Genomic DNA, 7075 nt, shown 5'->3' on the forward strand with positions numbered 1-7075 from the left:
CCATGGTGTTCGCGGTGACCCGCTCCACCCCGAGGTCGGCGAACCCCTTGCCGATCAGGGCCAGCGAACCCTCCGTGGCGTAACCCCTGCCCCCGGGCGACCGGCGACTCGACCGCGAACGCCGCCGAGGACCTCTCGGGGACGCAGAAGGAGGTCGCCTTCTCCAACTGGCCGCTGTACGTGGACACGGACGAGAAGGACAAGGAGAAGCACGGCACCCTGGACGCCTTCACCGAGGCCACCGGGATCAAGGTCAAGTACAACGAGGACGTCAACGACAACGTCGAGTTCTTCGGCAAGGTCAAGCCGCAGCTCGCCTCGGGCCAGGACACCGGCCGCGACCTGATGGTGCTCACCGACTGGATGGCGGCCCGGCTGATCCGGCTCGGCTGGGCGCAGAAGCTCAACCCGGCGAACGTCACCACCGCGATCACCAACATCGAGGCGCGCTTCCGCGCGCCCGACTGGGACCCAGGGCGGCTCTACTCCTACCCGTGGGCCGGCATCCAGACCGTCGTCGCGTACAACCGGAAGGCGACCAGGGGCAAGGAGGTCACCAGCGTCTCCCAGCTGCTGGACGACCCCGACCTCAAGGGCCGGGTGACCTTCCTGTCCGAGATGCGCGACAGCATCGGGATGGTCCTGCTGGACCAGGGCAAGGACACCGCGAGGTTCACCGCCGACGACTACGACGGCGCGGTCGCCCGGCTGCAGAAGGCCGTCGACAGCAAGCAGATCCGCCGCTTCACCGGCAACGACTACGGCCAGGAGCTCTCCGCCGGCGACATCGCGGCCTGCATCGCCTGGGGCGGCGACCTGATCCAACTGCAGGCCGACAACCCGGACATCGGGTTCGTCATCCCGGAGAAGGGCTACATCGCCTCGACCGACAACATGCTGGTTCCGGCCAAGGCCCGGCACAAGGCGAACGCGGAGAAGCTGATCGACTTCTACTATCAGCCGAAGATCGCGGCGCAGCTGGTCGCGGGCATCGGCTTCGTCTCCGCCGTCACCGGGATGAAGGACGAGCTCGCCGGCATCGCCCCGGACACCGCGGCCAACCCGCTGGTCGTACCCACCCCCGAGATGGCGGTCAAGGCGCATGTGTTCCGCACGCTCTCCGAGAGCGAGGAGAGCGACTTCGAGCAGAAGTTCTCGAAGCTCATCGGCGCCTGACCCCACCTCCCGGCAGAGAATCCCAGGAAGACACCACCCCATGACAGACCAGCAGCGCGACGCGGCCGTCGGCGGCGACGTCCGGCTCACCGGAATCGGCAAGACCTACGGCTCCTTCACCGCCGTCCACCCGCTCGACCTGACCGTCCCCCAGGGCTCCTTCTTCGCCCTGCTCGGCGCCTCCGGCTGCGGCAAGACCACCACCCTGCGCATGATCGCCGGCCTGGAGGAGCCCACCAGCGGCACCGTCCTGATCGGCGGCCAGGACGTCACCGCCCTGCCCCCGTACAAGCGGCCGGTGAACACCGTCTTCCAGAGCTACGCGCTCTTCCCGCACCTGGACATCTTCGAGAACGTCGCCTTCGGCCTGCGCCGGCGCGGCAGGAAGGACGTCAGGAAGCAGGTCGACGAGATGCTGGAGCTGGTCGAGCTCGGCCAGTACGCCCGGCGCAAGCCGCACCAGCTCTCCGGCGGCCAGCAGCAGCGCGTCGCGGTCGCCCGCGCGCTCATCAACCACCCGCAGGTGCTGCTCCTGGACGAGCCGCTCGGCGCGCTCGACCTCAAGCTCCGGCGCCAGATGCAGCTGGAGCTCAAGCGGATCCAGACCGAGGTCGGCATCACCTTCGTGCACGTCACCCACGACCAGGAGGAGGCCATGACCATGGCCGACACCATCGCGGTGATGAACGGCGGCCGGGTCGAGCAGCTGGGCGCCCCCGCCGAGCTGTACGAGAACCCCGCCACCACCTTCGTGGCCAACTTCCTCGGCCAGTCCAACCTGCTGCCCGCCGAGGTCACCGGCACCGAGGGCGGTGACCTGCTGCTCAGCGCGGCCGGCGCCCGCCTCGCCGTGCCGAAGGCGCGCTGCACCACCGACGCCAAGCGCGTCCACCTGGGCGTGCGCCCGGAGAAGATCACCATCACCCACGCCTCCGAGCAGGTCGCCGACGGCCGCAACCGGCTGACCGGCACGGTGCTCGACTCCAGCTTCATCGGCGTCTCCACCCAGTACGTGGTGCGCACCGACGGCGGCCAGGAGGTCACCGTCTTCGAGCAGAACATGGAGCGCGACGCCCGCATCGTCCCCGGCGCCACCGTCCAGCTGCACTGGAACCCGGCGCACTCCTTCGCCCTGGACGCCGCACAGGCGATCGACGCGGGCACCGGGGAGGAGGCCGCATGACCGCCACCACCCCGGCCGCGCCGTCCCGGGCGATACCCCCCGACGGCGACTCCCCGCAACCGGCGGAGCGCAGGCCGAAGCGCAAGCTCACCCCGTACTGGCTGCTGCTGCCCGGCATCGCCTGGCTGGTGATCTTCTTCGCCGTCCCGATGCTCTACCAGGGGTCGACCTCGCTGCAGACCGGCTCGCTCGAAGAGGGCTTCAAGGTCACCTGGCACTTCTCGACCTACTGGGACGCCCTGGTCGAGTACAAGTGGCACTTCCTGCGCTCGTTCTCCTACGCCGCCGTCGCCACCGTGCTCTGCCTGGCCGTCGGCTACCCGCTCGCGTACACGATCGCCTTCAAGGCGAGCAAGCGCTGGCGCAACGTCATCCTGATCCTGGTCATCGCGCCGTTCTTCACCAGCTTCCTGATCCGCACGCTGGCCTGGAAGACCATCCTGTCCGACGGCGGCCCGGTGGTCGGCGCGCTGAACGCGCTGCACGTCCTGGACGTCACCAACCTGCTCGGCCTCACCGACGGCGACCGGGTGCTGGCCACGCCGCTCGCGGTGGTCTGCGGCCTGACCTACAACTTCCTGCCGTTCATGATCCTGCCGCTGTACACCTCGCTGGAGCGGATCGACCCGCGCCTGCACGAGGCGGCCGGCGACCTCTACGCCCGGCCGTTCACCACCTTCCGCAAGGTCACCTTCCCGATCTCGCTGCCGGGCGTGGTCGCGGGCACCCTGCTGACCTTCATCCCGGCCTCCGGCGACTACATCAACGCCCAGCTGCTGGGCTCGCCGAGCGAGCAGATGGTCGGCAACGGCATCCAGAAGCAGTTCCTGAACGTGCTCGACTACCCCACGGCCGCCGCGCTGAGCTTCATCCTGATGGCCCTGATCCTGGGCATGGTGACGGTCTACATGCGCAAGGCCGGGACGGAGGATCTGGTCTGATGTCCCGGATATTCACGTGGATCCGCGCCCGCCTGGTGGTGCTGGCCGGCCTGCTGGCCCTCGCCTACCTGGTGCTGCCCAACCTGGTCGTGCTCGCCTTCTCGTTCAACAAGCCGGTGGGCAAGTTCAACTACGAGTGGAACGAGTTCTCCACCGACGCCTGGACCAACCCCTGCGGCGTGGCCGACATGTGCCAGTCGCTCTCGCTCAGCCTGCAGATCGCGGTGCTCGCCACCATCGGCGCCACCGTGCTCGGCACCATGGTCGCCTTCGCACTGGCCCGCTACCGCTTCCGCGGACGCTCGGCCACCACCGCGATGATCTTCCTGCCGATGGCCATGCCCGAGGTGGTCATGGCCGCCTCGCTCGGGACGCTCTTCCTCAACATGCGCATCCCGTTCGGCTTCACCACCATCCTCATCGCGCACATCATGTTCTGCCTCAGCTTCGTGGTGACGGCGGTCAAGGCGCGCGTGATGAGCATGGACCCGAGGCTCGAACAGGCCGCCCAGGACCTCTACGCGACCCCCACCCAGACCTTCCTGAGGGTCACCCTGCCGCTGGCGGCGCCCGGCATCGCGGCGGGCGCGCTGCTCAGCTTCGCGCTCTCCTTCGACGACTTCATCATCACCCAGTTCAACTCGGGGCCGACCACGGTCACCTTCCCGATGTTCGTCTGGGGCGCCTCGCAGCGCGGCATCCCGGTGCAGGTGAACGTCATCGGCACCGCGATGTTCCTCGCCGCCGTGGTGCTGACCGTCGTCGGCCAGTGGCTGGGCAACCGCCGGAAGGCCACCGCCTGACGTACGGTCGGCAGCGTTGGCACGTCATACGTCATCTATTCGTAGAAAGTGGCTGATAATGCATGGATTCCGCCCGCGCACTCAGTGACGCCAGGCCCACCCCCTTCTGGCTGGAGGATCCCGGCCGGCCGGCGGCGCTGCCCGCCCTGGTCGGCGACACCACCTGCGACCTGCTGGTCGTCGGCGGCGGCTACTCCGGCCTGTGGACCGCCCTCATCGCCAAGGAACGCGACCCCTCGCTGGATGTCGTGCTGGTCGAGGGCAACGAGGTCGGGTGGGCCGCGTCCGGGCGCAACGGCGGATTCTGCGCGGCCAGCCTCACCCACGGCTTCGGCAACGGCCTGGACCGCTGGCCGTCCGAACTGGCCCAACTGGAACGCCTCGGTGCCGCCAACCTCGACGGCATCGAGGCCACCCTCAAGCGCTACGGCATCGACGCCGAGTGGGAGCGCACCGGCGAGATCGACGTCGCCACCCAGCCCCACCAGGTCGAGGAGCTCCACGAGATCGCCGAGGCGGTCGCCCGGTACGGCTTCGACATCACCGTCCTGGACGCCGACCAGCTGCGCGCCGAGGTGAACTCGCCGACCTTCCTCGGCGGCCTCTGGGACAAGGAGGGCGTGGCGATGGTCCACCCCGCCAAGCTCGCCTGGGGCCTCAAGGACGCCTGCCTGGGCCAGGGCGTGCGGATCTTCGAGCACACCCGGGCCACCGACCTGCGGGAGCACGGCAGCGGCATGGCCGTCCGCACCCCGTACGGCCGGGTCTTCGCCCGCAAGGTCGCCCTCGGCACCAACGTCTTCCCGTCGCTGCTCAAGCGGGTCCGCCCCTACATCGTCCCGGTGTACGACTACGCCCTGATGACCGAGCCGCTCGACGACGAGCAGCTCGCCTCGATCGGCTGGCGCGGGCGGCAGGGCCTCGGCGACAGCGCCAACAAGTTCCACTACTTCCGGCTCTCCGCCGACAACCGGATCCTCTGGGGCGGCTACGACGCGGTCTACCACTTCGGCGGCCACGTCCGGCACGAGTACGACCAGCGGCCGGAGACCTTCCGCACCCTGGCCAACCACTTCTTCCGCTGCTTCCCGCAGCTGGAGGGCCTGCGCTTCACCAACGCCTGGGGCGGCGCCATCGACACCTGCAGCCGGTTCTCGGCGTTCTTCGACACCGGGTACCGCGGCAAGGTCGCCTACGCGGTCGGCTACACCGGGCTCGGCGTCGGCGCGACCCGCTTCGGCGCCGAGGTGATGCTCGACCTGCTCGCCGGCGAGCGCACCGAGCGCACCTCCCTGGACATGGTGCGCAGCAAGCCGCTGCCGTTCCCGCCCGAGCCGGTGCGCTGGGCCGGGATCGAACTCACCACCCGGTCGCTGGAGCGGGCGGACCGCACCGGCGGCCACCGCAACCTCTGGCTGCGCACCCTCGACCGGCTGGGGCTCGGCTTCGACAGCTGAACCACGACCGCCGCCAACCGGGCACCCCATAGTCGTGTAATCGGGACCCGCCGTCCGCCTCTCCTTGGTGACGGCGGGTCCCGTTCCTCCCGCCGTCTCCGAACAGTACGAACGGCAAGAAGCGGGGACACGACATGGAGACCACCGGACTGCACTGGCTCGCCCAGGCGGCACCGGACCCGGAGTCCTTCCGGGAGCAGTGGGAGCGCACCGGGCCGGGCCTGGTGCTGCTGCCGGCCGGCCGACGCTGGGACGTCCTCTCCGTCCCCGGGCGGCTCGGGCACCCGGCCCTGGAGATCACGGACCCGCGCACCCGCGGCCCGGTCCTCACCGACTTCGGGGGCGAGCAGGTCAGCTTCCTGGTGCCCGTCGGCACGGCGGCCCGCTGGATCGGCACCGGTGTGCGCGGTGCGGGGGAGGGCGCCTGGATCGTCGTGCCGCCCCCCGGGCGCAGCAGCCGGGGCGTGCGCTGGCTGGTCCCGCCGGACGGCTCCGGGCGGCTCAACGACCCGATGCTGCTGGAGCTCGCCCTGCACGAGGCGGCGGCGACGCTCAGCGGCTGGTGAGCCTCCGGGGGCCCGGCTGTGGTGGCGCACCCGGAGGAGCCCCGGCGCCCCGGGGCGCGCGGGGGCGCCCGGCGGTGGTGGCGCGCCGGGACGGCGGTCGCGTCAGACTGGAGGCGTGACCACCGTCCCGCACGCCGTCGACGCGTCCCTCCGCCCGGGCCCCGCCCAGCTGCGCCTGGCCGCCGCGGCCGCACCAGTCTGCGACCGGTACGGCCTCGCGCTGGCCGGCGGGCACGCGCTGCGCGCCCACGGCGTCGCGGCCTGCCCGCAGGACGGGCTGACCCTGGCCACCGGCGGCGCCGACCTGCCGGAGGTGGCCGCCGCGCTGCGCGAGGCGTACCGGGCCGCGGGCGGGGAGGCCGTCGAGCGGCCGGGCACGCCGCGGCTGGAGCAGCTCACCGTCCGGCTGGCGCTCGGCGGGCGGTCGCACTCGGTGGAACTGCGCAAGGAGCCGCTGGGCCACCGCCCGGTCCGCCTCGACCTCGGTGCGCCCGGGCCGGACGAGCCGCCGGTGGTGCTGCCGGTCGTCGCCCTGGAGGACGCGGCCGCGCTGAGCACCGCGCTCCTCGTGGACCGGGGCATGCCGCGCGACCTGATCGACGTCCACGCCCTCACCCGCTGCTACCGCGAGGGCGAACTGATCGCACTGGCAGGGGAGTTGGACCCGGACTTCCAGCCCACGGCACTGGCCGACCGACTGGAGACGCTCGCCGACGCGGCGGACGGGCGGTTCCGCGCCCGGGGCGTTCCGGCCGGGGAGGTCGACGGGCGGAAGCGTTGGGCGCTCGCCTGGGCCCAGGACCTGCGGCTGGACCTGCTGGAGACCCGCGAAGCGGCGGACGGCCTGCACGACCCGTACCTGGAGGAGCCGGAGGACGGGGAGGCCTGAGGCCCCGGCCCGGTGGAGCCGCCCGTTCGGCCGAGCGACCGAACGACCTGTAAGGCTGAA

General features: G+C 71.1%; 6 protein-coding genes and 2 pseudogenes. 7 read left to right on the plus strand and 1 reads right to left on the minus strand.

What is annotated here, in order from left to right; translation table 11 throughout:
* Nucleotides 1–103: pseudogene (locus ACIQOV_RS19330) on the minus strand (GNAT family N-acetyltransferase); the annotation flags it as partial.
* Between the two features lie 17 nt (nt 104–120).
* Between ACIQOV_RS19330 and ACIQOV_RS19335 the strand changes: the two are divergent.
* The 7 genes and pseudogenes from ACIQOV_RS19335 to ACIQOV_RS19365 form a co-directional block, all read left to right on the plus strand.
* Nucleotides 121–1176, plus strand: a pseudogene (locus tag ACIQOV_RS19335) (spermidine/putrescine ABC transporter substrate-binding protein); the annotation flags it as partial.
* 40 nt (nt 1177–1216) lie between these two features.
* Complete coding sequence (locus ACIQOV_RS19340; protein WP_401049937.1) at nt 1217–2359, plus strand: ABC transporter ATP-binding protein; 1143 nt, start codon at nt 1217–1219, stop codon at nt 2357–2359.
* Nucleotides 2356–3300, plus strand: coding sequence for an ABC transporter permease (locus tag ACIQOV_RS19345; protein ID WP_401049939.1), 945 nt, complete (start codon nt 2356–2358; stop codon nt 3298–3300). The genes ACIQOV_RS19340 and ACIQOV_RS19345 overlap by 4 nt, the downstream gene beginning before the upstream one ends.
* Complete coding sequence (locus ACIQOV_RS19350; RefSeq protein WP_359900660.1) at nt 3300–4103, plus strand: ABC transporter permease; 804 nt, start codon at nt 3300–3302, stop codon at nt 4101–4103. Before ACIQOV_RS19345 ends, ACIQOV_RS19350 begins: the two co-directional genes overlap by 1 nt.
* 62 nt (nt 4104–4165) lie before the next feature.
* Nucleotides 4166–5560 (plus strand): FAD-dependent oxidoreductase, encoded by a 1395-nt coding sequence (locus ACIQOV_RS19355; protein WP_359900663.1) that lies wholly within the window; start codon nt 4166–4168, stop codon nt 5558–5560.
* 134 nt (nt 5561–5694) lie between these two features.
* On the plus strand, nt 5695–6126 hold the full coding sequence (locus ACIQOV_RS19360) for a bifunctional DNA primase/polymerase (RefSeq protein WP_401049942.1): 432 nt from the start codon (nt 5695–5697) through the stop codon (nt 6124–6126).
* Nucleotides 6127–6241: 115 nt separating this feature from the next.
* Nucleotides 6242–7015, plus strand: coding sequence for a nucleotidyl transferase AbiEii/AbiGii toxin family protein (locus ACIQOV_RS19365; RefSeq protein ID WP_401049945.1), 774 nt, complete (start codon nt 6242–6244; stop codon nt 7013–7015).
* Nucleotides 7016–7075 lie beyond the last annotated feature (60 nt).

The organism is Kitasatospora sp. NPDC091257 (assembly GCF_044757675.1).
Lineage (GTDB): Bacteria > Actinomycetota > Actinomycetes > Streptomycetales > Streptomycetaceae > Kitasatospora > Kitasatospora lactacystinica.